This is a genomic window from Micromonospora sp. SL4-19, from assembly GCF_047921475.1.
Classification (GTDB): domain Bacteria; phylum Actinomycetota; class Actinomycetes; order Mycobacteriales; family Micromonosporaceae; genus Micromonospora.
On sequence record NZ_JBLROB010000013.1, the window covers coordinates 35,680 to 60,109 of the forward strand.

The following is a 24,430-nucleotide window of genomic DNA, read 5'->3' on the forward strand; positions in this document are numbered from 1 at the left end:
TCCGGATGGCTACCGTTTACTCGGCGGCGGCCTGGCCGACCGCAATGGTGGCCTGGGGGACACGGAGGGGACGCGATGGGTACCGAGGAACGGGCGGTCGAGCGGGCGCTGGGCCGCCGGCTGTGGCGGACGGCCGGCGTGGCCGCGCTGGCCGGAGTGGCCTGGGTGGGCCGGGACGTGCCGCTGCAGCTCGGCGGCCGGCTCAGCGGCGCCCGGGCAGCCCGCGCCGCCCGCTCCGCCCAGTTCCGCGACGGCACCTTCCACAATCCGGCGGGCACCCGGACGATGGTCGCCGACCCGGGCCGCAACCTGCTCAAGGAGCTGCTCTTCGGCAAGCAGAAGCGGCGACCCGGCAGCTCCGTCCCGCTGCTGCGACCGGCCGATCCGGCCCCGACGGACACCACCCGCGAGCTGGGCATCGTCTGGTACGGCCACGCCTCCGCGCTGATCGAGATCGAGGGGCACCGGGTGCTGGTCGACCCGGTCTGGAGCGACCGCTGTTCCCCGTCCGCCCTGGTCGGTCCGCGCCGCATCCACGAGCCGCCGGTACGTCTCGACGAGCTGCCCCGCGTCGACGCGATCCTCATCTCGCACGACCACTACGACCACCTGGACCTGGCGACCGTGCGCGGGCTGCTCGTCCACCAGTCCGCGCCGTTCGTCGTCCCGCTCGGCGTCGGCGCCCACCTGGACCGCTGGGGCGTACCGGAGGAGCGGATCATCGAGCTGGACTGGTCGGAGAGCCACCGGATCGGCGGGTTGACCGTCACCGCCACCGCCGCCCAGCACTTCTCCGGCCGCGGGCTGCGCCGCGACGGCACCCTGTGGAGCTCCTGGGTCGTGGCCGGCACACACCGGAAGGCCTTCTACACCGGCGACTCCGGTTACTTCGACGGCTACGCCGAGATCGGCGCCGAGCACGGCCCGTTCGACGCCACGCTGATGCAGATCGGGGCGTACGACCGGGCCTGGCCGAGCATCCACATGTTCCCGGAGGAGGCGGTCGCCGCTCACCTCGACCTGCGCGGCGGCCTCTTCATCCCGGTGCACTGGGCCACCTTCAACCTGGCCCTGCACGACTGGTCCGAACCGGTGGACCGGCTCTGGGCCGAGGCGAAGGCCCGCGACGTCCGGCTGGCGGTGCCCCGCCCCGGCGAGCGGGTCGTGGTGGACGACCCGCCGCCGGTCGACGGCTGGTGGCAGGCCGTCGCCTGACGGGCTGGCCCTCCCAACCCGGTCGCTCAGAGCACGAAGGCGTCGGTCCAGAGCGCGCCGGAACGCCCGGAGAGGGAGTCCAGCATGGCCACCGCCTGACCGTCGGTGAGCTGCGCGACGAAGTCGACGATCGCCCGACCGCGGGCCCGACCGATCCGGTCCGGCGTACGCGGGTGCAGCTCCGCCTCGGCCAGCTCGACCAGGTCGTGCAGCCGGCGCGGCAGCCGGGACTCCTCCTCCGGGTCGAGCAGCCAGTCCCAGAGCGCCTCGACCAGGGTGCCGAGCAGCCGCGCCTGACCGCGCTGGTGCAGCGCCAGGTCCGGGCGGGCCAGCACGAACCGGTGGTGGACGAACTTGAGCACCTGGACCTCGTGCCACTGCGCCTCGGCCAGCAGCACGTACCCGGACCGGATGTCCGGCTCCGGGGTCACCGTGATCGCCTCGACGAACCGGGTGGACCAGCGGGCGGAGAAACGGGCCACATACTGCTCCGCCTCGATCGAGCCGTCGAACGGCAGCGCCAGCAGCCCCTCGACCAACTCCTCGCGGACGTGTTCCACGGCGGCGGCGAACGCCTCGTCGTCGGCGATCCAGGCGTCCTTGCGGTGCAGCTGGCGACGCAGCCGCTCGATGGCCGCGCCGGGCCGCCGGCCGGCCGCGGTCAGGGCGGACTCGGTGATCGAGCGGAGGTGCCCGCTCTCCCGCTGCCAGGCCATCAGCTCGGCGGCCACCGCGCCCTGCTGGAGCACCCCGACCCGGTAGAAGTCCTCCACGTCGTGGATGGCGTACGCGATGTCGTCGGCGGTGTCCATGACGGAAGCCTCCGGCGTCTGCTGCCAGTCCGGGATCCGCCCGACGAACGGCTCCCGGGCCTGCCGCAGGTCGTCCACCTCGGTCCGGTACGCGCCGAACTTCGCCGACCCGCTCTCCGTATCGTCCGGCGGGGCGGCCGCGCCGCGCGGCGCCGGGTCCAGGTGCCGCGGGTGCGGGTCCGGGTGGTCCAGGCGGGTCCACGGGTACTTGAGCATCGCCGCCCGGACCGCCGCGGTCAGGTCCAGCCCGGTGGTCGCCGCGCCGCGGATCTCGGTGCTGGTGACGATCCGGTACGACTGAGCGTTGCCCTCGAAGCCGTCGGGCAGCCCGAGGCGCTGGCGGGCCAGCCGGTCCAGCACCCGCTCCCCCAGGTGCCCGAACGGCGGGTGGCCGAGGTCGTGGGCGAGCGCGGCGGCCTCCACCACGTCCGGGTCGCAGCCGCCCAGCTTCTCCAGCAGCTCGCGGTGCGCCGGGTCGGCGGTGAGCCGCTCGGCGATCGCCCGGGCCACCTGGGCGACCTTGAGGCTGTGGGTGAGCCGGTTGTGCACCAGCAGCCCGGACCCGCCCGGGCTGATCACCTGGGTCACCCCGTTCAGCCGGGCGAAGAACGGCGACGCGACGATCCGGTCCCGGTCGGCCCGGAACGGACTGGCGGCCAGGTCGCCGAGCGCCCGGGCGCTGCCACCGAAGTGCCGCCGGCCCCGCGGATCCGCAGGTTGTTCCATGATCGCCACGCTAGCGCAGCAGGCCGGGTCGCAGCGACGGCTCAACCGGGCGGGGGTGCCCGACGGGTCCGCCCGGAAACGGCACCACGCCACGGCCGGGGGTGGCGAGCGCCGTCGGACGCAGACGGCAGAATGCAGCACGGAACCCACAGCGAAGGCGGATCAAGATCGTGACCCAGTCTGTTCATCAGCGGATCGCCGACGAGCTCGGCGTCGCCGAACGTCAGGTGCGGGCGGCCGTGGAGCTGCTCGACGGCGGCGCCACCGTGCCGTTCATCGCCCGCTACCGCAAGGAGGCCACCGGCCTGCTCGACGACGCGCAGCTGCGCACCCTGGAGGAGCGGCTGCGCTACCTGCGCGAGCTGGACGAGCGACGCGCCGCCGTGCTGGAGTCCATCCGCGCCCAGGGCAAGCTCGACGAGGCCCTCGAAGCGCAGATCATGGCCGCCGACTCGAAGTCCCGGCTGGAGGACATCTACCTGCCCTACAAGCCGAAGCGGCGGACCCGGGCACAGATCGCCCGGGAGGCCGGGCTGGAGCCCCTCGCGGACACGCTGCTCGCCGACCCGACGCGGGACCCGCGCGAGACGGCCACCGGCTTCGTGGACGCGGACCAGGGCGTGGCCGACGCGGCCGCGGCGCTGGAGGGTGCCCGGGCCATCCTGATCGAGCGCTTCGCCGAGGACGCCGATCTCATCGGCACGCTTCGGGAGCAGATGTGGTCGCGGGGCCGGCTGGTCGCCCGGGTACGCGACGGCCAGGAGACCGCCGGTGCCAAGTTCGCCGACTACTTCGACTTCGCCGAGCCGTACACCAAGCTCCCCTCACACCGGATCCTCGCCATGTTCCGGGGCGAGAAGGAGGGCGTCCTCGACCTGACCATGGACCCGGACCCGGAGGGCGACTCCGACACCGTGGCCACCGGCCCGACGCGGTACGAGGCGGCCGTCGCAGGCCGGTTCGGCGTCAGCGACCAGGGGCGCGCCGCCGACAAGTGGCTGGCCGACACCGTGCGTTGGGCCTGGCGTACCCGGATCCTCATCCACCTCGGCGCGGACCTGCGGATGCGGCTCTGGCAGGCGGCCGAGGAGGAGGCCGTCCGGGTCTTCGCCACCAACCTGCGCGACCTGCTGCTCGCCGCGCCCGCCGGCACCCGCCCCACCATGGGGCTGGACCCGGGCCTGCGCACCGGCGTCAAGGTGGCCGTGGTGGACGCCACCGGCAAGGTGGTCGCCACCGACACGATCTATCCGCACGAGCCTCGCCGGCAGTGGGACGCCTCGATCGACACCCTGGCGAAGCTCGCCGCGGCGCACCACGTCGAGCTGATCGCCATCGGCAACGGCACCGCCAGTCGGGAGACCGACAAGCTCGCCGGCGAGCTGATCAAGCGGCACGCGGAGCTGAAGCTGACCAAGGTGGTGGTCTCCGAGGCCGGTGCCTCGGTCTACTCCGCCTCCGCGTACGCGTCGCAGGAGCTGCCCGGGCTGGACGTGTCGCTGCGCGGCGCGGTCTCCATCGCCCGCCGCCTCCAGGACCCGCTGGCCGAGCTGGTGAAGATCGACCCGCGCTCGATCGGCGTCGGGCAGTACCAGCACGACCTGTCCGAGGTGAAGCTGTCCCGCTCACTCGACGCGGTGGTCGAGGACTGCGTCAACGCGGTCGGCGTCGACGTCAACACCGCCTCCGCTCCCCTGCTCACCCGAGTCTCCGGCATCGGCACCGGGCTGGCGGAGAACATCGTGCTGCACCGGGACGCCAACGGACCGTTCCGTACCCGGGGGGACCTGAAGAAGGTGTCGCGGCTCGGCCCGAAGGCGTTCGAGCAGTGTGCGGGCTTCCTGCGCATCCCCGGCGGGGACGACCCGCTCGACTCGTCCAGCGTGCACCCGGAGGCGTACCCGGTGGTGCGGCGGATCCTCGCCCACACCGGGCAGGACGTCCGCTCGCTGATCGGGCAGAACCGGATCCTGCGCGGACTCAAGGCCACCGACTTCGTCGACGACACGTTCGGCCTGCCCACCGTCACCGACATCCTGACCGAACTGGAGAAGCCCGGCCGCGACCCGCGCCCGGAGTTCAGGACGGCGACGTTCGTCGAGGGCGTCGAGAAGATCAGCGACCTGACGCCCGGGATGGTGCTGGAGGGCGTGGTCACCAACGTGGCCGCGTTCGGCGCGTTCGTCGACGTCGGCGTGCACCAGGACGGCCTGGTGCACGTCTCGGCGATGTCCAGCACCTTCGTCAAGGACCCGCGGGACGTGGTGAAGTCCGGCGACGTGGTCCGGGTCAAGGTGCTCGACGTCGACGTGCCCCGCAAGCGGATCTCGCTGACCCTGCGGCTCGACGACGAGGCGGCGGCCGGCGGCGCCCGCCCGCAGGGCGGCGACGGGCGCCGCGAGCGTGGTGGGCAGGGCGGCGGCCCGCGTGGCGGTCAGGGCGGTACGCCGCGTGGCGGTCAGGGCGGTACGCCGCGTGGCGGTCAGGGCGACGCGCCGCGCGGGGACCGGGGCAGCTCCCGGGGCGGACCGCAGCAGCGGCCGGGGCGCGGCGGCGGGGCTCAGGCCCCGGCGAACAGCGCGATGGCGGACGCGCTGCGTCGCGCCGGCCTGGCCTGACCCCGGCCCCACGGCGAACAGCGCGGGCCGGCCGGGGCGCACCGCGGTCCGGTCGGCCCCGCGTACCGTGGCGGGCGTGACGGAGGACGGCCTGGAGTGGCGGAAGCGGCAGCGCCGCGCGGTGCGGGCGCACGCGGAGGCCGACGCCCGGCAGCGGGCGGCCGAGCAGACCGAGGCCACAAAGCTGGTGGCCCGGTTCGCGGCCGAGGCCAACCGGCGCGGCCTGCGCACCGATCGGCTGACCGCGGCGCCCTACGCCGGACGGGGTCGGTATCGCACCCGCGTCACCGGCTGGTACGTCGACCGGGCCCGCACCCGGGCGGTCGACACCGAGGGGCGCTTCTACCTGCTGACGGTGCCGCCGAGCCTCCGGTCACGGCTGTTCGGGGTCGATCCCGAGCCGTCCCCGCCGCCGCTGGTGGTGGGGCGGGGCGGCCGGGACGGGGAGTCGCTGCCCCTGGCGGCGCTGCTCAGCCTGCGTCTCGAGGCGGGCGACGACTGGCGGTGACCCGCGCCGGCTCCCGGTCGGCCCGCTGCCGGGGCACGTTCCGGTCCGTCCCGCGCTCCACCCGCCGCCACCAGCAGAGCTGCACGACGAGGGTGAGCAGGCCGGCCAGCACGATCGCCACCAGGTTGATAACCAACTGGAGCGCCGAGCCGGCCGCCTCGGGCCAGACCCCGTACGCCGCCGCGACCGCGACGTTCGCGGCGGCCGGCACGGTGGTCACCGAGATCAGCACACCGACCAGGGAACCGGACTTCTTCGAGGTCAACGAGATCATCCCGGCAATGCCGGCCAGCACGCCGACCACCCACGAGAGCGCGTCGGGACGCCAGATGAAGTCGGTCAGCGGCCGGTCGGCCAGCAGCATGTCCCGGCCGACCAGGCCGGCCGCGGTGAGTGCCCAGGTGCTCAGCACGGTGACCAGCATCGCGGCCAGGAAACCGACCACCAGGGCCTTGATCGACCGGGTGATGACCTGCGGCTGCCGCCGGAGCAGGGCGACGCAGAGCGCGGCGAGCGGGCCGAACTCGGGGCCGACCACCATCGCGCCGACGATCAGGATGGGCTGGTCCAGCAGCACCCCGATGCCGGCGATCATCGTGGCCACGATGATGAGGACCAGGAAGGTGCCGGTCAGCACGGTCTGCTCGCCGGTCTTCGCTGCGATCTCGTCCCAGACCACCGCGTCCTCCCCGTTGCCCGGGGCGTCGCGGGCGGCCTTGTCCGCCGCCGCGGAGAGGGTCAGCTCCACGTCGTCGGCGGCGATTGCCCCGCGTGCCTCGACGCCCAGGTCCTGGAGCCTGCGCAGCACGCCGTCCGCGCTCTCCCGCACCACGTCGCAGGTGATGTAGTCGCCGGCCGGCTGACGGGCGGCACCTGGCAGCACCACGAGGTGGGTCACTCCGGCGTCGGCCGCCAGCAGGTCGGCGACCGCACCTGACTGGTCCGGGGGTGCGATCACCCGGAGGTGCAGCATCGACAGCTCCTCACGGCGCCGGTCCCCGCACCTGAGCTGATGCGGCCGGCCGAACTCTACCGGCGGCGCCCCCGGATCGTCAGGGCACGAAGCGGGCCAGCGGGGCGAGGTCGTCCGGAGCCGTGCTACGTGACCGGTCCGCATGTCCGGCCCCGGCCGTCTGTGGTGAGCTGTACGCATGCGGGGCTGGCGGTGGGGACTGGTGCTGCACCCCACCCGGGACGTCTCCGAGGTGGTGCGGACGATCATCGACTGGACGGGCCGGCACGGCGTCGGGCTGGCCGTACGGGCCGGGGACCGCGAGCGGGTGCCGGCGGAGGTGTCGGCGCTGCCGGCCAGCGCGCTGGCGCGCGAGTGCGACGCGTTGATCAGCATCGGCGGCGACGGCACCATGCTGGGAGCGCTGCGGCTGACCGTGGACAGGCCCACCCCCGTGCTCGGCGTGCACCTCGGGCAGCTCGGGTTCCTGGTGGAGGTCCAGCCCGAGGACCTGCCGGCCGCCCTGGACCGGCTCGCCGCCGGCACGGTGACCCTGGAGCCGCACAGCTGCCTCACCGGCGAGGTGTGCGGGGACCAGGTGACGGCCTTCAACGACATCGTGCTGACCCGGCATCCCGGCGAGGGGTTCGTGCTGGCCACCCTCGTCATCGACGGCCAGCGGTACGGCTACTACCGCTGCGACTCGCTGATCGTGAGCACGCCGACCGGCTCGACCGCCTACAGCTACGCGGCCGGTGGTCCGCTGGTCTCCCCGGCGGCCCAGGCGACGGTGCTGGTCCCGTCCGCGCCGATGGCCGGCATCTCGCGTCCGGTGGTCCTCTCCCCCGACGAACTGCTGCGCCTGGAGCTGCGTCGCGGCTCGGCACGGGCCGCCGTGGAGGTGGACGGGCGGGTGATCAAACACATCGACGACGACGCGGTCGTCGAGGTCCGCTACCGGCGCGACGCGGGGCTGGTGGTCCGGCTCGACCCACGGCTGCACCGGGAGCGCAGCCAGCTCCGGCTGAGCCTGCTGGACCTGCCGCTCCTGCCCGACCAGCTCCGGGAGCTGCTGCCCGCGCCGTTGCGGGAGGAGTTCGATCGCCGCCAGTCGCCGCCGGCACTGTGAGCGGACCCGGCAGGCGGTGTTCGGCACCCGCCGGGCAGGGCACCACGCCGGTGCCGCTGGCCGGCAGCGTGCCCCTCAGGCCTGCTTGAGCACCTCGGAGACCAGGGCTTTCGCCTCCTCCTGGATCCGGGCGAGGTGCGCCGGCCCCTGGAACGACTCGGCGTAGATCTTGTAGACGTCCTCGGTACCGGACGGCCGGGCGGCAAACCAGCCCGACGCGGTGGTCACCTTGAGCCCGCCGATCGACGCGCCGTTGCCGGGTGCGGTGGTGAGGGTGGCGGTGATCGGCTCGCCGGCCAGCTCGGTCGCCGTCACCTGCTCGGGTGACAGCTTGGCGAGGACCGCCTTCTCCTCCCGGCCGGCCGGGGCGTCGAGCCGGGCGTACGCGGGCGCGCCGAAGCGCTCGGCCAGCGCGGCCCAGTGCTGGCTCGGGGTCCTGCCGGTGGTGGCGATGATCTCGGAGGCGAGCAGGCAGAGCAGGATGCCGTCCTTGTCGGTGGTCCAGGTGCTGCCGTCGCGGCGCAGGAAGGAGGCGCCCGCGCTCTCCTCGCCGCCGAAGCCGACCGCGCCGTCGAGCAGCCCGGGCACGAACCACTTGAAGCCGACCGGCACCTCCAGCAGCGGTCGACCCAGGTCTTCGGCCACCCGGTCGATCATGGAGGAGGAGACCAGGGTCTTGCCGATCGCCGCCGACGGGCCCCACTGGTCCCGGGTACGGAACAGGTGGCCGATCGCCACCGCCAGGTAGTGGTTGGGGTTCATCAGGCCACCGTCGGGGGTGACGATGCCGTGCCGGTCGGCGTCGGCGTCGTTGCCGGTGGAGACCTGGTAGCGGTCGCGGGCGGCGATCAGCGAGGCCATCGCGTTCGGCGAGGAGCAGTCCATCCGGATCCGGCCGTCCCCGTCCAGGGTCATGAACCGCCAGGTCGGGTCGACGGTCGGGTTGATCACCGTGAGGTCGAGCCGGTGCCGCTCGGCGATCTCCCCCCAGTACGCCACGCTCGCCCCGCCCATCGGGTCGGCGCCGACGTGTACCACGGCGTCGCGGATCGCGGCGATGTCCAGCACGGCCGGCAGGTCGTCGACGTACCGGGCGAGGAAGTCGTACTCCCCGGTGGTGTCGGCGGCGCGGGCCCGCGCGTACGGGATGCGCTTCACCTCCTTGAGCCCGGCGGCGAGGATGGCGTTCGCGCGGTCCTGGATCCACTTCGTGACGTCGCTGTCGGCGGGCCCGCCGTGGGTGGGGTTGTACTTGAAGCCGCCGTCCTCCGGCGGGTTGTGCGACGGGGTGATCACGATGCCGTCGGCGAGGCCGGCGGTCCGTCCACGGTTGTGGGTGAGGATCGCGTGCGACAGCGCCGGGGTGGGGGTGTAGCCGTCCCGGCTGTCCAGCAGCACGGTCACGTCGTTGGCGGCGAGCACCTCCAGCGCGCTGGCCGCCGCCGGGGCGGAGAGCGCGTGGGTGTCCCGGGCCAGGAAGAGCGGCCCGTCCAGGCCCTGCTCCCGCCGGTGGTCGCAGAGGGCCTGGGTGACGGCCAGGATGTGATCCTCGTTGAAGGCGTTCTTCAGGCTCGAACCGCGGTGCCCCGAGGTGCCGAAGGAGACCTGCTGCGCCGGGTCGCCCGGGTCCGGGTGCTCGGCGTAGTAGGCGGTGACCAGCCGGGGCACGTCGACCAGGTCGGCGGGCTCGGCGGGCTGGCCGGCACGGGGATGGGCCACGGCGGGGAACCTCCTGTTGCGGGCGGTGCGGTTGCGGGACCTCTGGGGGCGGTCAGGGCTCGACGCGCTGACCCTTGCCGATCACGACGATGCCGTTGTCGGACACGGTGTAGCGCTGGCGGTCCTTCTCCAGATCGACGCCGATCTCGGCGCCCTCCGGAACGTAGACGTTCTTGTCCAGGATGGCCCGGCGGACCACCGCGTGTCGGCCGATCTCGACACCCTCCATGAGCACCGCGCCGTCCACGTGCGCCCAGGAGTGGACCTTCACCTTCGGCGAGACGATCGAGTTCTCCACCAGCGAGCCGGAGATCACCGAGCCGGGCGAGATCAACGAGCCGACCGCCCGGCCGACCCGCTCGCCCCAGGCGTGCACGAACTTGGCCGGCGGGTACGGCGGCTGGTTGCTGTAGATCGGCCAGTCGAAGTTGTAGAGGTTGAACACCGGGTGGACGTTGATCAGGTCCATGTGGGCGTCGTAGAAGGAGTCGAGCGTCCCCACGTCCCGCCAGTAGCCGCGGTCCCGGTCGGTGCTGCCCGGGACCTCGTTGTCCTTGAAGTCGTAGACGTTGGCCTCGCCCCGCTCGACGAACATCGGAATGATGCTGCCGCCCATGTCGTGCTTGCTGGTCTTGTCCTCGGCGTCCTGCTCGACGGCGTCGATCAGGGCCTTCGTGGTAAAGACGTAGTTGCCCATGGAGGCGTAGATCTGGTCCGGAGCGTCGGGCAGGCCGACCGCGTCGGTGGGTTTCTCGCGGAACGCCCGGATCCGCCGGCCGTCCTCGCCGACCTCGATCACACCGAACTGGTCCGCCATGGAAAGCGGCTGGCGGATGCCCGCCACCGTCACCGCGGCACCCGAGTTGATGTGGTCCTCCACCATCTGCCGCGGGTCCATCCGGTAGATGTGGTCGGCGCCGAAGACGATCACGTGCTCCGGCTGCTCGTCGTAGATCAGGTTGAAACTCTGGTAGATGGCGTCGGCCGAGCCGGCGAACCACCACGGGCCGCGACGCTGCTGCGCCGGGACCGGCGTGACGTAGTTGCCGAGCATGGTCGACATCCGCCACGTCGTGGTGATGTGGCGGTCCAGCGAGTGCGACTTGTACTGGGTCAGCACGACCATCTTGAGATAGCCGGCGTTCGCCAGGTTGGAGAGGACGAAGTCGACCATGCGGTACATCCCGCCGAAGGGGACGGCCGGCTTCGCCCGGTCGGCGGTGAGGGGCATCAGGCGCTTGCCCTCCCCGCCGGCCAGGACGATCGCGAGCACCTTGGCAGCCATGCTCAGACGCTATCCATCCCGCCCCGACTTCACCACTCGTACGCGCACAGTTCCGCACCGGGTGCGCCGCCGGCTTCTGCACTAGGGTGCCGGACATGACCGATACCGCACGCCTGCGCGTCGACCTGCTGACCAGGGAATACCCGCCCGAGGTGTACGGCGGGGCCGGGGTGCACGTCGAGTACCTGGCGCGCGAGCTGCGCCGCCTCGCCGACGTACGGGTGCACTGCTTCGGCGCGCCGCGTGACGAGCCGGGGGTCACCGCGTACGCCGAACCGGCCGAACTGGCCGGCGCGAACGCGGCACTGCGGACCATGGGCGTCGACCTGGAGATGGCCGCCGGTTGCGCCGGCACCGACGTGGTGCACAGCCACACCTGGTACGCCAACCTGGCCGGGCACACCGCGAAGCTGCTGCACGGGGTGCCGCACGTGGTCACCGCGCACAGCCTCGAGCCGCTGCGCCCGTGGAAGGCCGAGCAGCTCGGCGGCGGCTATGCGCTCTCCTCGTGGTGCGAGCGCACCGCGGTGGAGGCCGCCGACGCGGTGATCGCGGTCAGCGCGGGGATGCGGCGGGACGTGCTGGCCGCGTACCCGGCGGTGGACCCGGACCGGGTGCGGGTGGTCTACAACGGCATCGACACCGTCCAGTACGCCCCGGACCACCGCACCGACGTGGTGGACCGGCTCGGCATCGACCCGTCCCGCCCCAGCTTGGCGTACGTCGGGCGGATCACCCGGCAGAAGGGGCTGCCGTACCTCCTCCGGGCCGCCCGGGAGCTGCCCGCCGACACGCAGCTGGTGCTGCTCGCCGGCGCCCCGGACACCCTGGAGATCGCCGCCGAGGTGGAGAGCCTGGTGACCGAGCTGCGGGCGAACCGCTCGGGCGTGGTCTGGGTGGCCGAGATGCTGCCCAAGCACGAGGTGATCCAGGTGCTCACCCACGCCACGATCTTCGTGTGCCCGTCGGTGTACGAGCCGATGGGCATCGTGAACCTGGAGGCGATGGCCTGCGAGACGGCGGTGGTCGCCACCGCCACCGGCGGCATCCCGGAGGTGGTGGCCGACGGGGAGACCGGCGTGCTGGTGCCGATCGAGCAGGCCACCGACGGCAGCGGCCGGCCGCTGGACCCGGAGCGCTTCGTGGCCGACCTGGCCGCCGCGGTCAACGGCGTCCTCGCCGACCCGGCACGCGCCGCCGAGCTGGGCCGGGCCGGCCGCCGCCGGGCCGTCGAGCACTTCTCCTGGGACGCCATCGCCCAGCGGACGCTGGAGGTGTACCGCTCGGTGGGCGCCGCCGGCTGACCTGCGGCCACCCCGTGCGCGATCGGCCGGCTCCACCGTCGTCACAACACGTGAAACGCGCCGGACCAGCACGACGGCGACCACGCCGGGTTGGAGGATGAGCCCGGGGGCGATCACCTCCCCGGCGCGTCTCCCGAGGGCACCTACGATGATCGACAGGCGGGACCTACCGCGCGCGGGCGCTGCCGGTGCGCTGCGGACCGGGATCCATCCGGCCGGCATCGTCACGTGCGCCAGCACCAGGGACGCTCGGGAGGCGATCCGCTACGCCTCGGGCGCGATCAGCGTCAGGGTCGGGAAATAGGTCCGGTAGCGGCTGCTGTCGCGAGTCAGCAGGCGGTAGCGGCAGACCGCAGCGTGCGCGCCGATGTAGAAGTCGGCGATCGGCGAACGTTTGGTGCCGCCCTGAGCGCGGTACCGCGCGTACGCCTTGCCCGTCAGGAAGCCCGCGGGAAATGGCAGCTCCTCGCGGAGGAAGTCCGTGGCGGGCAGGGCGTCGTCGAGTTCCTCGACGCGCGCGAACCGTACGGACACCTCGGCGTATACGATCGGATTGATCACCAGGACGCCGGCATCACGCGCTGCGGCCAGCGCCTCGCCCGACCAGTCGGCCCACTGCGGATCCTCGGTGAAGATGTCCAGCAGGACGTTGGTGTCGACCAGGGTGGTAACCGTGTCGGTCGCCCGTCCGGCCACGGCCCGGATCCGTTCACTCGCCACGGAGCAGGTCCATCAGCTCGTCCGTCGACATGCTCTCCACCTCTCGGGCACCGCCTCGTCCGCGCATGTGCCGAACCAGGCGCCGGCCACGGGTCTCGGCGTTACTGACGCGCACGATGCGTAGTGCGCCGCCCTCCTCGATCACATCGACCTCGTCGCCCTCGTGCAGGTTGTGCCGGGCGCGTAGGTCGGCCGGGATGGTCACCTGCCCCTTGCTGTTCAACTTCATGGCAGCCTCCTGATACGTATTACAGATGATACGTGTCGCTGGCCGCCCTCCGCCCGTGGAACGTTGGCAGCTGAGCAGGGGTGCCCGGATGTGGCGTCTGCCCCCACTGACCCTCGACCGGATAGTACGTTTGACGAGATATCACGGTGACTGTAGCTTTGCGGGATGGCAGCGCTGCGGGAGCCGACGTTTCTCATCCTTACCGCGCTCGCTGGAGCGCCGCTGCACGGCTACGGCATTCTCCAGCAGGTGGGCGACCTGTCCGGCGGCGATGTCGTGCTCGGTGCCGGCACGCTTTATGGCGCGCTCGACCGGCTCGCCGAGCAGGGTCTCATCGCGGTCGATCGAGAAGAGGCCATCGACGGCCGGCTACGTCGCTATTACCGCCTCACCGACGACGGCGCCTCGCGGCTCGCCGTCGAGGTGGAGCGCCTACGCCGCAACGCCAACGCCGCCGCGGCCGGGTTGCGGCGGCGGGCCGCCGGCGGGTTCGCGATCGGTGCCGCATGACACTCGAGGGCTGGTACCGCTGCCTGATGCTGGCCTATCCGCGTGGCTACCGACGCAGCCACGGCGAGGAGTTGGTCACGATCCTGCTCGACGCGGTCCCGCCGGGCCGGGCCCGCCCGACCTTCCGTGAGGTCGTCGACCTGTTGCGGGGTGGGCTGCGGCAGCGGTTCCGGCTCCCGGTCGGCAAGGCTCCGCTCGTCGTGGCGGTGCTGACTGCGCTAATCGTCGGCGCCTTCGGCAGCGCTGCCGGCGCCTGGCTCGGCTGGCGCGCGGCAGCTCCGCTTCCGGCAGACCCTGCCGCCCGCTCGATCACCACCATGGCGCTCGGCCAGCCGTACATCGACACCTTCTACCGCAACGAAGGACTGCTCGAGTCGGGCCACACGATGATGACTTACGCCCCGGTGCGCACTGCGGCGTGGTCAGCGGCGGATGCACGCGCCCGGTTCGCAGGCTGGCGGATCGAGCCGGGTGGCAACGACTGGTTTGCCGCGACGCAAGGCGGTCTGCGGGTACGGGTGTTCGGGCACGACGGCGTGGTGGACGTCGTCTTCTACCAGGTCGAGCCGCCCTGGGTCCCGATCGCTACCGCTGCCGGCTGGCTCGCCGGTGCGGTCAGCGGCTGGCTGCTGGTTGGCTGGGCCTGGTACGCGGCGCGGGGTAGCGGACCACGGCCCCGCATCGCGGTCCAGACGACGAACGGCACTCTGCGCTGGAGTCCGCCGCTTTACCGTGCCGCGCTCGGCCTACTGTCCGCCGTCGGCCTTGCGGCGCTGGCACGTCCCGCAGTGGCAACCTACGACGAGCTGCTCGCGCTCTACGCCGAACCGGTCGACCCGTGGGCACCGAAGCTCCCAAGTTGGAGCTGGTACACCTGGTACGCCCACCTGACCATGGCCGGGATGATCGCCCTCACCCTCGCGGTCGCGGTTGCTGCCGCCGCCCGCGCCGCCGCCAGGCAGCCGACCGTGGCCTCGGAACTACGCGACACGGTGCCGTCGGGCGCGGCGGGCGAAGTAGTCACCCAAGGCATGCCGACCACCGGTTGACCCGAGCGCGAGGCGATCTCGCGCAGTAGGTTGAACCGGTGACCGGTCGCTTCCCCATTGAGGACGTGTCTCCCGTCGTCGCCTGCGGTCGCTACCCGGCCAAGGCGGTCGTCGACGAGCTGGTGCCGGTGTCGGCCCGTGCCTATCGCGAGGGGCACGACGCGCTCGGCTGCAACGTGGTCTGGCTCGGGCCGGACGGCGCCGCCCGCCCGTTCACCCGGATGCGTCCCGGCGAACCGGGCCAGGACCGCTGGCACGCGACCATCCGCCCCGACGCGGTCGGCGAGTGGCGGTTCGCCGTCGAGGCGTTCCAGGACCCGTACCTGACCTGGCAGAACGCGGTCACCAAGAAGCTCGCCGCCGGCCAGGGACCGGCCGAGCTGGCCAACGACCTGGCCGAGGGCGCCCGGGTGCTGGAGGCGGCCCTGGAGCTGGTCCCGGACGCCGACCGGGAGCGGGTCCGGGCCGCGGTGCTCGCGCTGCGCGACGACGACCGGGAGCTGCCCCGGCGGGTCGGCCCGGCGCTCGACCTGGCCCCGCTGCTCTGGGCGCACCCGGTCCGCGAGCTGGTCACGACCGGCGACGAGCACCGGCTCTGGGTGGACCGCCCCCGGGCGCTCTTCTCCGCGTGGTACGAGTTCTTCCCCCGCTCCGAGGGGGCGGTTACGGGCACCGCCGACACGCCCGCCCGGTCGGGCACCCTCCGCACCGCCACGGATCGCCTGTCGGGCGTCGCGGCGATGGGTTTCGACGTGCTCTACCTGCCGCCGGTCCATCCGATCGGCCGGATCAACCGCAAGGGGCGCAACAACTCGCTCTCCGCCGGCCCGGACGACGTCGGCTCGCCGTGGGCGATCGGCGCCGCCGAGGGCGGGCACGACGCCATCCACCCCGACCTGGGCACGCCGGCGGACTTCCGCGCGTTCATCGCCGCCGCCGCCGACGTCGGGCTCGAGGTGGCGATGGACCTGGCGTTGCAGTGCGCCCCGGACCACCCGTGGGTCACCGAGCACCCGGAGTGGTTCACCACCCGGGCCGACGGCAGCATCGCGTACGCGGAGAACCCGCCGAAGAAATACCAGGACATCTACCCGCTGAACTTCGACAACGACCCGGAGGGCATCCGGGCGGAGATCCTGCGGGTGGTGCTGCACTGGGTCGGCGAGGGCATCCGGATCTTCCGGGTGGACAACCCGCACACCAAACCGTTCGACTTCTGGCACTGGCTGATCAGGGAGGTCAAGCAGGTCGACCCGGACGTGCTCTTCCTCGCCGAGGCGTTCACCCGGCCAGCGATCATGCACGGGCTCGGCAAGATCGGCTTCACCCAGTCGTACACCTACTTCACCTGGCGCACCAGCGCGGCCGAGATGCGGGCGTACTGCGAGGAACTGGTGGCGGCGGTCGACTACATGCGCCCCAACTTCTGGCCCAACACCCCGGACATCCTGCACGAGTCGCTGCAGCACGGCGGCCCGCCGATGTTCAAGATCCGGGCGGTGCTGGCCGCGCTACTCTCCCCCTCCTGGGGCGTGTACGCGGGCTACGAACTGTTCGAGCACGTCGCCCGCCCCGGCGCCGAGGAGTACCTGGACAACGAGAAGTACGAGCTGCGGCCCCGGGACTGGGCCGGCGCCCAGGCGCAGGGCCGCTCGCTCGCCCCGTTCATCGCCACCCTCAACCGGGTCCGCCGCGACAACCCTGCCCTGCACCGGCTGCGCAACCTGCGCTTCCACGACATCGACAACCCGGCGCTGCTCTGCTGGTCCAAACACGACTCGGACACCGGCAACACGGTGATCGTGGTCTGCTCGTTCGACTCACGCGAAGTGCAGTGGGGCAACACCACACTGGACATGCCGGCGCTCGGCTTCGACTGGCACGAGCGGTTCACCGTCCACGACGAGTTGATCGGGGCCAGCTACGACTGGGGGCAGCGCAACGCCGTCCGGCTCGACCCGTACCTGCAACCCGCGCACGTGTTCACCGTGCGGCGCCCCGACCCGCCGGCCGTACCCGAGCCGAGGGCTGCGGTGCCGGACCTGACCGTCGCAGCCGTACCCGCCGACCTCTCCGGCGGCACCGCCCCGACCGCACCGGCCCCGGAGGACGAGGCACGATGGACCAGCTGATCGCCGGCGAGGCGTACGACCCGCACGCCGTGCTCGGCGCGCACCCGGCCGACGGGCGCACCACCATCCGGACGATGCGCCGGGGCGCGGCCGACGTGGCCGTGCTGGTCGGCGACGAACGGCACCCGATGAAGCGGGTGCACGACGTCGGCGTCTTCGAGGCCGTGCTGCCCGGTGCGGTGCTCGACTACCGGGTCGAGGTCGACGGCACGGTGCACGACGACCCCTACCGCCATCCGCCCACCCTCGGCGAGCTGGATCTGCACCTGATCGGTGAGGGGCGGCACGAGCGGCTCTGGGAGGCGCTCGGCGCCCGGGTCGTCGACGGGGGCGTGGCGTTCGCGGTCTGGGCGCCCAACGCCCGCGGGGTGCGGGTCGTCGGCGACTTCACCGGCTGGGGGCCGGACGACGGCTGGCCGATGCGCTCGCTCGGGGCCAGCGGCGTCTGGGAGATCCTCGTCCCCGGCGCGTCCGCCGGCGCCAGGTACAAGTACCGGATCCTCGGCGCCGACGGGCACTGGCGGGACAAGGCAGACCCGCTCGCCGCGCGCACCGAGGTGCCGCCGGCCACCGCCTCGGTGGTGCACCGGTCGACGTACGAGTGGGGCGACGCGGCCTGGCTGGAGCGGCGGGCGAAGCGGCAGCCGCACCAGGAGCCGATGAGCGTGTACGAGGTGCACCTCGGCTCCTGGCGGCCCGGCCTCGGCTACCGGGAGCTGGCCGAGCAGCTCACCGCGTACGTGACCGAGCTCGGCTTCACCCACGTGGAGTTCCTGCCGGTGATGGAGCACCCGTTCGGCGGCTCGTGGGGCTACCAGGTCACCGGCTACTACGCCCCCACCGCCCGGTTCGGCGACCCGGACGACTTCCGCTACCTGGTCGACCGGCTGCACCAGGCCGGCATCGGGGTGATCCTGGACTGGGTGCCGGCGCACTTCCCGAAGGACGACTGGGCGCTCGGCCGCTTCGACGGCACCCCGTTGTACGAGCACCCCGACCCGCGCCGCGGCGAGCACCCCGACTGGGGCACGTACGTCTTCGACTTCGGCCGCCGCGAGGTGCGCAACTTCCTGGTCGCCAACGCGCTCTACTGGTGCGACCAGTTCCACGCCGACGGGCTGCGGGTCGACGCGGTCGCCTCCATGCTCTACCTGGACTACTCCCGCCAGGAGGGGCAGTGGGTGCCCAACGTGCACGGCGGCCGGGAGAACCTGGAGGCCATCGCGCTCCTCCAGGAGGTCAACGCCACCGTCTACCAGCACCACGCCGGAGTGGTGATGGTGGCCGAGGAGTCCACCGCCTGGCCCGGTGTCACCCGCCCCACCGCGGAAGGCGGGCTGGGCTTCGGCTTCAAGTGGAACATGGGCTGGATGCACGACACCCTGCTCTACTCCTCGAAGGACCCGATCTACCGGCAGCACCACCACCACCAGCTCACCTTCTCCCTGGCGTACGCCTGGAGCGAGAACTACGTGCTGCCGATCAGCCACGACGAGGTGGTGCACGGCAAGGGCTCCCTGGCGGCCAAGATGCCCGGCGACGCCTGGCAGCGCCTGGCCAACGTGCGGGCGCTGCTGGCGTACATGTGGGCGCACCCCGGCAAGCAGCTGCTCTTCATGGGCTGCGAGCTGGCCGACGACCGGGAGTGGAGCGAGGAACGCGGCCTCGACTGGTACCTCCTGCACGACCCCGCACGGGCCGGCGTGCAGCGCCTGGTCGGCGACCTGAACCGGGTCTACCGGGCCACCCCGGCGCTGTGGTCGCAGGACACCGATCCCATCGGCTTCCGCTGGATCGTCGGGGACGACGCCGCCAACAACACCATCGCGTTCGTCCGGATCGCCCCCGACGGCCAGACCATGGTCTGCGTGGCGAACTTCTCCGCCCTGCCGCTGGAGGGCTACCGGATCGGCCTGCCGGCCGGCGGCGTCTGGACCGAGGTGGTCAACACCGACGCCCACCACTACGGCGGGTCGGGCGTCGGCAACCTCGGCGCGGTCCACGCCGAGAGCGTGCCCTGGCACGGCATGCCCGCGTCAGCGGCAGTGCGGGTGCCGCCACTCGGCGCCCTCTGGCTCCGCCGCGACTGACCCCTCGTCCGCGACTCAGGTCGTCAGACCAGTCCCGCGTCGCGCAGCAGCTTCCACAGGCCGGCGCCGTCCGGGGCGGAGAGCCACTTCTGCCCCACCGGGCCGGCGGACGGGCGGCCGGCCGGGGCGGGCAGGCTGCCGGCGAGCACCGACTGGGTGGGTGAGAGCCGGCGGATCGCCACCCCGGCCACGTTGTCCGGGTGCGCGGCGGCGAACTCGCGGTAGATCTCCTGGTCGTGCTGCCCGTCGTCGCCGATCAGCAGCCACCGGACGTCCGGGAACTCCCGGGCCAGCCGGGCCAGGGTGGCCCGCTTGTGCTCCTTGCCGCTGCGGAACCACCGGTCGGCCGTCGGCCCCCAGTCGGTGAGCAGCAGCGGCCCGGCCGGGTAGAGGTGCCGGGACAGGAACCGGGTGAGCGTGGGCGCGACGTTCCAGGCGCCGGTCGACAGGTAGAAGACGGGGGCGCCGGGGTGGGCGGTGACCAGCCGCTCGTACAGCACCGCCATGCCGGGCACCGCGGCCCGGGCGTGCTCGTCGAGGACGAAGGTGTTCCAGGCGGCGAGCAGTGGCCGGGGCAGCGTGGTGACCATGACCGTGTCGTCGATGTCGGAGAGGATGCCGAACCGGACGTCCGGGTCGAGGACCCGGACCAGGGCCTCGACCGGCTCGGCGTCGGGGACGCTGAGGCGTACGCAGCCCCAGCCGGGGGTGAAGTCGGCCTCGATGACGGTGTCGACGAAGCCGCTGCGATCCGCGGTCGCCTCCTTGCGGACGCCGTCGACCTCGATGGTCACCTTCGCGTACTTGGCGGGCAGGGTGGCGAAGCTTCGCCAGCCGCGGACCTTCTCCAACCGGGCCCGCTGGCGGGTGTCGGGGCGGCCCAGCAACACCCGGCAGAGCACCCGCGCCCAGCCCGGGGCGCCGTAGCCGGCGTACGCGATGATGTTGATCTTCCAACCCGTCCGGCGCAGCCGGCGTTCCACCAGGCCGTGCACGGCGTCCTCGATCCGCGCGGCCCGATGCAGCCGCGGCACGGCAAGATCTTCGGCGGGTATCGGTGGCACGGTGCAACCCTGCCACAACCGGACGCCCGTAGCCACGAGGGTCGACTCCGCCGATCCACCCCAGGGTCGGCCGGCGTCGTGACAGACTGCGGTCGCAGGCGACGACGGGGGCGTTGGTCGTGTCGACACCAGTGCGGAACCCGGGGCGGCGGCGTCCGACGCTCGACCGGCCGGCGCTGGTCGCGCTGCTGCTCGGGGTGGCCGGGGTCGGTTACCGGCTGGTCCTGACGCTGTTCACGCTGCCCACCTCGAACAGCGACGAGGCGACGTTCGGCCTCGCCGCCCTGCACATCGCCACCGGCCACGAGCGACCGGTCTTCCTGTACGGCCAGCGCTACATGGGCATGCTGGAGTCGTACCTGGCGGCCCCGCTGGTCGGGTTGGCCGGGCCGAGCTGGCCGGTGCTGCGGCTGCCGGTGCTGGCGCTGTACGCGGTCTTCCTCTGGTTGACCTACCGGCTGACCCGGCGGCTCTTCTCGCCCTGGCTGGCCACCTTCGTGGTCGGGCTGCTGGCGCTCGGCTCCGAGCGGGTGGTCCGGGACCAGCTCACCGTGGTGGGCGGCCGGCCGGAGGTGAAGCCGGCGGTGGTGGCGATGCTGCTGATCGCGGTGGCCCTCGGCGAGCGCCGGGTGCGGCACCGCTGGCTGGCCACCGGAGTGTTCGGCCTGCTCGCCGGGTTGGCGCTCTGGTCGGACTGGCTGATCGTGCCCTACCTGGCGGTGGCCGGGGTGGTGCTGGTGTGGGCGGCGCCCCGGGACCTGGTCGGCTGGCCGGGGGCGCTGCTGGTGGCCGGGTTCCTGCTCGGGGTCGCTCCGATGATCAAGGACAACGTCGACGCCCCGCCTGGGCAGGACTCGCTGTCGGTGTTCCGCGAGATCAGCACGAGGGCGGGCGCGACGCCGTCCTGGCCGGAGCGGGTGCGCGGCGGCCTGCTGGAGGGGGTGCCGCTGGCCGGCGGGCTCTGCCCGGCGACCGGCTGCACCCGGTGGCAGGAGTGGTTCGCGCTGCTCTATCCGGTGCTGTTGGTGGCCGCCGCCGTGCTCGGGCTGGTCGCGTACCGGCGGGCGACGGGCGGCACGCGGATCCGGGCCGTCGCGCAGCTCGCCCTGGTCGCCGGGGCCGCGCTCACCCTGCTCGGGTACGTGCGCAGCCCGCTGTCCGCGACCGAGCCGCTGGGCAACGCCCGTTACCTGTCGGTGCTGCAGATCTCGCTGCCGGTGGTGCTCTGGCCGCTCTGGCTGGCCGCCGCGCACGCGTGGCGGGGCACGGCGGGCGCGGCGGCCCGGATCGGGGGCGCGGCGGCGGGACTCGTGCTGGCCGCCCTGACCGCCGCCACGGTGGCGGCCACGGTGGCGTTCGTGGCGGACGCGCCGTCGCGGCGCGCCGAGGAACGGCAGTCCCGGGAGCTGGCCGAGGCGGTGCGCCGGGCCGGCCTGCACGAGGTGTACGGGGACTACTGGACCTGCAACCGGCTGATCTTCAACACCGGCGAGTCGGTGGTCTGCGGGGTGCTGGACGGCGCCCTGACCCCGGGGCAGAACCGCTACCCGGCGTACTGGAAACAGGTGGGGCGGGCGGCCCGGCCCGGGTACGTGCTGGCGGTCGGATCGCCGGCGGAGCTGGGGTTGCGCCTGCGGCTCGCCCAGGCCGACGCGGCCGTGGTCGCCGAGGTCGGCGGCTATCGCGTGTACCACCCGGAGATCGCCGTGCGACCGTGGCGCTGAGCCCGGGCCGTACGCTGAGCCGATGCTCATCCTGCTGCCCCCGTCCGAGGGGAAGGCCGACGCCGGCACCGGCCGGCGACTGGACCCGTCCCGGCTCTCCCTGCCGGAGCTGACCCCGGCCCGGGAGGAGGTGCTGACCGCCCTCGTCGGGCTCTGCGCCGGGCCGGACGAGGCCGCGGCCCGGGCCGCGCTGGGCCTGAGCGAGGGGCAGCGCGGCGACCTGCGCCGCAACGCCCGGCTGCGCGAGGCGGCCACCGCCCCGGCCGGGCGGATCTACACCGGGGTGCTCTACGAGGCGCTCGACCTGCCCTCGCTGCCGCCGGCGGCGGAGCGGCTGGCCCGCCGCTCGGTGCTGATCAGCTCCGGCCTCTGGGGCGCGGTACGCCTCACCGACCGGATCCCGCCGTACCGCTGCCCGGTCGGAACGAAGCTGCCGGGGATCGGGGCGCTGTCGGCGTACTGGCGGCGGGCGTTGGGCCCGGCGATGGTGGCGGCCGCCGGCAACGGGCCGGTGCTGGACCTGCGTTCCGGCGCGTACGCGGCCACCTGGGCGCCACGCGGGGTGGTCGCGGAGCGGACGGTGACGGTGCGGGTGCTGCACGAGCGCGACGTCGACGGCGTACCGACCCGCTCGGTGGTGAGCCATTTCAACAAGGCCACCAAGGGGCGGCTCGTCCGCGACCTGCTGACCGCCGGCGTCCGGCCGCGCACCGCCGACGCCCTCGTCGGGACGCTGCGGGACCTCAAGTACACGGTCGAGGAGCAACCGCCCGTTTTGGGCCGATCACGCCAGGTCGACATCGTGGTGACAGAGCTGTAGCCGCAAATTTTGCTCAAGGCTCGGGCGCAGCGGTTTCGCCGCGCCGGTGGCGGGGCGACGGTAGGGGAACCCCGACGCCGACAAGGAGCGGTCCATGGTTCCCGAACCCACCCCGCTGCTCGACCGGGCCCGCCCGTCGTCGACGCCCCCACCGCTGGACTGGCAGACCCTGGCCGACGCGTTCGAGGTCGCCTGCCTGGTGCGATGTACCCCGCCCCCGGCAACCGGCGCCCGCCGGGTCGGCAGCGAGACGTACCGGGGTGGGGTCGCCGAGTTCAACCGCGAGGACGCGGCACACCGGATGCGGCAGCTGCTCGGCCGGCTCGACGTGCCGGTGGAGCACGAGCTGGCCACCGGCGGCCTGCGCCGCCGCTACGAGCTGCACCGGCTGTCCGTGCCCCGGGAGCACCGGTCGACGTACGCGACCATGCTGGAGGCCGGCTGGCGGCAGGGCCGCCGGGAGCTGCTCGGCGGCCCGGCCCCCGGCGCCTCCAACACCCGCCGGCTGTGGCGGTCCCGGCTGGCCGCGGCCGCCTGGCGCGCGGCGCTGCTGGCCGGCGGCCGACACGTGCGCCGGCACAGCCTCGGCGTCCGGCTGTTCGACCGGGACCTGGCCGCGGTGCTGGTACGCGGCGCGGCGCTGCTGGAGGTCCCGGCGGTGCTCCGGCCCGGCGCCGGCTGCCTTCTGGTGAGCGTCTCCAACGGCCCGGACCGCGCCCGGATCATGGGCAGCGCCACCCTCACGCCGGCGGTGGCGTGCTGAGCCGTCCGCCCAGTACGGGCGGCTGACCGGCCGGGCTTGCGCGACGGGCGGTGCGCAGCGCACAGTGCAGCCCGTGAGCCGACACTGGTCTGTGCGCGGCCGGTGCCGGGTCGCCGCGCCGGTGGCGCTGGTGATGCTGCTGATGTCGGCCGTCGCCGGGCTCGCCGCCTGCCGGGACGAGCCGACCCCGCCGGTGCGGATCCGGATCGCCACCGGCAGCCCGACCGCCGTCTACCACGCCTTCGGTCAGTCGCTGGCCACCATCCTCAACCGCGAGCTGCCCGGGGTACGGGCCAGCGTGGTGGTCACCGCCGCCTCCGCGCAGAACGTCCGGCTGGTCGGCTCCGGCGAGGCGGAACTGGGCTTCACCCAGGCCGACGTGCTGCCGCCCCGCTCCCCGGAGCATCCCACCGTGCTCGCCGTCGCCCGGGTCTACGACGACCTGCTGCACCTGGTCACCACCGCCGGCGGCCCGGTACACACGCTGGCCGACCTGAACGGACGGCGGGTGTCGGTCGGCGCCAACGGCTCCGGCACCGAGGTGACGGCGACCCGGCTGCTGGAGGTGGCCCAGCTCGGCGGCGACAAGGTCCTGCGGAAGCACCTCGGCCTGGACGACTCGATGGCGGCGCTGCGCGACGGCCGGATCGACGCGTTCTTCTTCTCCGGGGGGCTGCCGGTAGGCGGCGTCGCGGAGCTGGCCGGAAGCATGCCCGTGCGGATGGTCGACCTGGGTGAGTGGACCGAGCCGCTGCGCAGCGCCTACGAGGTCTACGTGACCCGGGACATCCCCAGCTCGGTGTACGGGGCGGAACCGGTCAGCACCGTGGCCAACCCCAACTATCTGATCGTCCGCGCCGATCTGCCGAAGGCGCTGGTCCGGGAGGTGACCCGGCTGCTGATGGACCGCCGGGAGGAGTTGGCCGCCATGCATCCGGCGGGCGGCCGGATGAGCCCCCGGTCGGCGATCGTCACCACCCCGCTGCCCCTGCATCCCGGCGCGGCGGACTGGTACCGGGCGAACAAGCCCTGACGTTCTCTCCGCCCGTGCGGGACGGAGA

Annotated in this window: 20 protein-coding genes; 13 read left to right on the forward strand and 7 right to left on the reverse strand. The window is 73.2% G+C overall.

Features of this window, described 5'->3' with window-relative positions:
- The first annotated feature begins 75 nt into the window (after positions 1 to 75).
- Entirely contained in the window at positions 76 to 1,215 is a 1,140-nt protein-coding gene (locus tag ACNAVT_RS17800) for an MBL fold metallo-hydrolase (protein ID WP_416297609.1), read from the forward strand.
- A gap of 26 nt (positions 1,216 to 1,241) precedes the next feature.
- Here ACNAVT_RS17800 and ACNAVT_RS17805 read toward each other — a convergent pair whose 3' ends face one another.
- Positions 1,242 to 2,753 carry a deoxyguanosinetriphosphate triphosphohydrolase family protein gene (locus ACNAVT_RS17805; RefSeq protein ID WP_416297611.1) on the reverse strand — a complete coding sequence of 504 codons (1,512 nt, stop codon included), beginning with the start codon at positions 2,751 to 2,753 and terminating at the stop codon, positions 1,242 to 1,244.
- A gap of 170 nt (positions 2,754 to 2,923) precedes the next feature.
- Between ACNAVT_RS17805 and ACNAVT_RS17810 the strand changes: the two genes are divergently transcribed.
- Positions 2,924 to 5,371, forward strand: a complete 2,448-nt coding sequence (locus tag ACNAVT_RS17810) for a Tex family protein (RefSeq protein ID WP_416297613.1) — start codon at positions 2,924 to 2,926, stop codon at positions 5,369 to 5,371.
- 76 nt (positions 5,372 to 5,447) lie between these two features.
- Positions 5,448 to 5,879 (forward strand): hypothetical protein, encoded by a 432-nt coding sequence (locus ACNAVT_RS17815; RefSeq protein WP_416297615.1) that lies wholly within the window; start codon positions 5,448 to 5,450, stop codon positions 5,877 to 5,879.
- Here the strand turns inward: ACNAVT_RS17815 and ACNAVT_RS17820 are convergent.
- The gene (locus tag ACNAVT_RS17820; RefSeq protein ID WP_416297617.1) at positions 5,842 to 6,852 is read right to left on the reverse strand and encodes a DUF389 domain-containing protein; all 1,011 of its coding nucleotides are present in this window, start codon (positions 6,850 to 6,852) and stop codon (positions 5,842 to 5,844) included. The two genes, ACNAVT_RS17815 and ACNAVT_RS17820, sit on opposite strands and share 38 nt — an antisense overlap.
- A 178-nt stretch (positions 6,853 to 7,030) precedes the next feature.
- Between ACNAVT_RS17820 and ACNAVT_RS17825 the strand changes: the two genes are divergently transcribed.
- Positions 7,031 to 7,960, forward strand: a complete 930-nt coding sequence (locus tag ACNAVT_RS17825; protein WP_416297619.1) for an NAD(+)/NADH kinase — start codon at positions 7,031 to 7,033, stop codon at positions 7,958 to 7,960.
- Between the two features lie 75 nt (positions 7,961 to 8,035).
- On the opposite strand, the gene pgm is transcribed toward ACNAVT_RS17825, so the two are convergent.
- Both pgm and glgC read right to left on the reverse strand, forming a co-directional pair.
- Positions 8,036 to 9,679: a phosphoglucomutase (alpha-D-glucose-1,6-bisphosphate-dependent) gene (gene pgm / locus ACNAVT_RS17830; protein ID WP_416297621.1), complete on the reverse strand. Its 1,644-nt coding sequence runs from the start codon at positions 9,677 to 9,679 to the stop codon at positions 8,036 to 8,038.
- Between the two features lie 52 nt (positions 9,680 to 9,731).
- Positions 9,732 to 10,964 carry a glucose-1-phosphate adenylyltransferase gene (glgC, locus tag ACNAVT_RS17835; protein ID WP_416297623.1) on the reverse strand — a complete coding sequence of 411 codons (1,233 nt, stop codon included), beginning with the start codon at positions 10,962 to 10,964 and terminating at the stop codon, positions 9,732 to 9,734.
- Between the two features lie 95 nt (positions 10,965 to 11,059).
- On the opposite strand from glgC, the gene glgA reads away from it, so the two are divergent.
- The gene (gene glgA / locus ACNAVT_RS17840) at positions 11,060 to 12,268 is read left to right on the forward strand and encodes a glycogen synthase (protein ID WP_416297625.1); all 1,209 of its coding nucleotides are present in this window, start codon (positions 11,060 to 11,062) and stop codon (positions 12,266 to 12,268) included.
- 264 nt (positions 12,269 to 12,532) lie between these two features.
- On the opposite strand, the gene ACNAVT_RS17845 is transcribed toward glgA, so the two are convergent.
- Together ACNAVT_RS17845 and ACNAVT_RS17850 are read right to left on the reverse strand one after the other, a co-directional pair.
- Positions 12,533 to 12,964 carry a type II toxin-antitoxin system VapC family toxin gene (locus ACNAVT_RS17845; protein ID WP_416297627.1) on the reverse strand — a complete coding sequence of 144 codons (432 nt, stop codon included), beginning with the start codon at positions 12,962 to 12,964 and terminating at the stop codon, positions 12,533 to 12,535.
- Between the two features lie 13 nt (positions 12,965 to 12,977).
- Positions 12,978 to 13,217 (reverse strand): AbrB/MazE/SpoVT family DNA-binding domain-containing protein, encoded by a 240-nt coding sequence (locus ACNAVT_RS17850; protein WP_416297629.1) that lies wholly within the window; start codon positions 13,215 to 13,217, stop codon positions 12,978 to 12,980.
- 165 nt (positions 13,218 to 13,382) lie between these two features.
- Here ACNAVT_RS17850 and ACNAVT_RS17855 point away from each other — a divergent pair, with 165 nt between their 5' ends.
- From ACNAVT_RS17855 to glgB, 4 genes are read left to right on the forward strand one after another with little or no spacing between them, the layout of a single operon-like run.
- Positions 13,383 to 13,727, forward strand: coding sequence for a PadR family transcriptional regulator (locus ACNAVT_RS17855; protein WP_416297631.1), 345 nt, complete (start codon positions 13,383 to 13,385; stop codon positions 13,725 to 13,727).
- The gene (locus ACNAVT_RS17860; RefSeq protein ID WP_416297633.1) at positions 13,724 to 14,776 is read left to right on the forward strand and encodes a hypothetical protein; all 1,053 of its coding nucleotides are present in this window, start codon (positions 13,724 to 13,726) and stop codon (positions 14,774 to 14,776) included. The genes ACNAVT_RS17855 and ACNAVT_RS17860 overlap by 4 nt, the downstream gene beginning before the upstream one ends.
- 38 nt (positions 14,777 to 14,814) lie before the next feature.
- Positions 14,815 to 16,908: a maltotransferase domain-containing protein gene (locus ACNAVT_RS17865; protein ID WP_416297634.1), complete on the forward strand. Its 2,094-nt coding sequence runs from the start codon at positions 14,815 to 14,817 to the stop codon at positions 16,906 to 16,908.
- Positions 16,896 to 18,998, forward strand: a complete 2,103-nt coding sequence (gene glgB / locus ACNAVT_RS17870) for a 1,4-alpha-glucan branching protein GlgB (RefSeq protein WP_416297636.1) — start codon at positions 16,896 to 16,898, stop codon at positions 18,996 to 18,998. Before ACNAVT_RS17865 ends, glgB begins: the two co-directional genes overlap by 13 nt.
- Positions 18,999 to 19,021: 23 nt before the next feature.
- Here the strand turns inward: glgB and ACNAVT_RS17875 are convergent, their stop codons facing one another.
- Positions 19,022 to 20,062 (reverse strand): App1 family protein, encoded by a 1,041-nt coding sequence (locus ACNAVT_RS17875; protein ID WP_416297638.1) that lies wholly within the window; start codon positions 20,060 to 20,062, stop codon positions 19,022 to 19,024.
- 119 nt (positions 20,063 to 20,181) lie between these two features.
- On the opposite strand from ACNAVT_RS17875, the gene ACNAVT_RS17880 reads away from it, so the two are divergent.
- The 4 genes from ACNAVT_RS17880 to ACNAVT_RS17895 all read left to right on the forward strand — a co-directional run bounded on the left by ACNAVT_RS17880 (position 20,182) and on the right by ACNAVT_RS17895 (position 24,402).
- Positions 20,182 to 21,786 (forward strand): ArnT family glycosyltransferase, encoded by a 1,605-nt coding sequence (locus ACNAVT_RS17880; RefSeq protein ID WP_416297640.1) that lies wholly within the window; start codon positions 20,182 to 20,184, stop codon positions 21,784 to 21,786.
- Positions 21,787 to 21,808: 22 nt separating this feature from the next.
- On the forward strand, positions 21,809 to 22,606 hold the full coding sequence (gene yaaA / locus ACNAVT_RS17885) for a peroxide stress protein YaaA (RefSeq protein ID WP_416297642.1): 798 nt from the start codon (positions 21,809 to 21,811) through the stop codon (positions 22,604 to 22,606).
- Between the two features lie 94 nt (positions 22,607 to 22,700).
- Positions 22,701 to 23,369, forward strand: a complete 669-nt coding sequence (locus ACNAVT_RS17890) for a hypothetical protein (protein ID WP_416297644.1) — start codon at positions 22,701 to 22,703, stop codon at positions 23,367 to 23,369.
- A 133-nt stretch (positions 23,370 to 23,502) separates the two neighbouring features.
- The gene (locus ACNAVT_RS17895; protein ID WP_416297769.1) at positions 23,503 to 24,402 is read left to right on the forward strand and encodes a TAXI family TRAP transporter solute-binding subunit; all 900 of its coding nucleotides are present in this window, start codon (positions 23,503 to 23,505) and stop codon (positions 24,400 to 24,402) included.
- Positions 24,403 to 24,430 lie beyond the last annotated feature (28 nt).